The following is a 1,331-nucleotide window of genomic DNA, read 5'->3' on the forward strand; positions in this document are numbered from 1 at the left end:
CTCGGCAATCGCGTTGCGGTGCTGGTAGTTCCGTTGTAGATGCTGCTGGTGGCTGTGAGCGTGGTGGAGTCGGTGTGTGGCGTGCTGTTCCCGCATTTGTCGGGGGTTCGAGTCGACGGCGTGGAGGCCCGCGGAGCGACGATCTGGTTCGATGCCCGCACCGACACGGGCACCGCCACATGCCCGAGGTGCGGGACAGCATCCGAGCGGGTTCACAGCCGATACGTCCGGTATCTGTCCGATTGCAGCGTGGGCGGGCGTGCAGTACGTATTCGCTTGCAGGTACGGCGATTCCGATGCCTTGACCGGCAGTGTGCCCAGGTGATTTTCGCGGAGCAACTCGGCGAGCTGGCCGGGTGGTATCAGCGCCGCAGCAACATGCTGACCACGCTGCTGACCAAGGTCGGACTGGCGCTGGGCGGTCGGGGCGGTCACCGGATGACCCGCCACCTCGCAACGGAGGTGTCGCGGTCCACGTTGTTGCGCCTGGTCCGAGCAATCCCGTTGCCGCAAGTCGGCGCGCTGCCTGCCGTTGGCATCGACGACTTCGCCATCCGGCGGGGGCGCATCTACGGCACGATCATCGTCGACATGGCCACTCGGCAACCGGTCGATCTGCTCGAAGACCCGCACCTCCGACACAGTCGCCGACTGGCTGCGCGAGCATCCGGAGGTCCGGGTCGTCTGCCGCGACCGCGGAGGCCCCTACGCCGATGGCGCCAGCCGCGGTGCACCCGCTGCGATCCAGGTCGCCGATCGGTGGCATTTGTTGCACAACCTCACCACTGCGGTCGATCGAGTCGTTCGTGCGCATCGTAAATGCCTTGTCCTGCAAGAGGATACACCTGTTTCCGGCCATGAACCGGTGACGCTGGAGGCTGAGCCTGCGAACTCGGGATTCCGGGCCGAGACGATCCGGCAGAGGTATACCGACATCCACGAGTTGTTCGCCCGCGGTGTGAACATCACCGTCATCAGCGAGCGGTTACAGCTGGACCGCAAGACAGTTCGCCGCTACCTGCAGGCCGAAGACGTCGAGCATCTGCTCACCCCTGTCCCCAAACGCGGCAGCGCTCTCGATGAGCACACGCCCTATCTGCGGCAACGCTGGGACGAGGGATGCACCAACGCGCTGCGCCTGCTCGAAGAGCTGCGGGAACGCGGCTACAACGGCAGCCACCGCTCGGTGCGGCGGCTGGTGCAGACCTGGCGCACCGCCACACCACCGCCAGCGACGAAAACCCTCGCGGCGCCGACACCGCGTGACGTCGCCGGCTGGATGATGCGACCGGCGACCGCGCTGACGGACGACGAAAAACAGCAGCTGCAGC

At 66.2% G+C, this 1,331-nt stretch carries 1 protein-coding gene and 1 pseudogene; both read left to right on the forward strand.

Annotated features, from left to right (window positions below):
• Window positions 1-39: 39 nt before the first annotated feature.
• Window positions 40-294 (forward strand): annotated as a pseudogene (locus NA5_RS43435) (transposase family protein); the annotation flags it as partial.
• A 238-nt stretch (window positions 295-532) separates the two neighbouring features.
• Window positions 533-1,331 (forward strand): transposase (locus NA5_RS42775; protein WP_245672686.1); only part of this gene is annotated, 799 nt, incomplete at its 3' end.

Source organism: Nocardia anaemiae NBRC 100462, assembly GCF_001612725.1.
Lineage (GTDB): Bacteria > Actinomycetota > Actinomycetes > Mycobacteriales > Mycobacteriaceae > Nocardia > Nocardia anaemiae.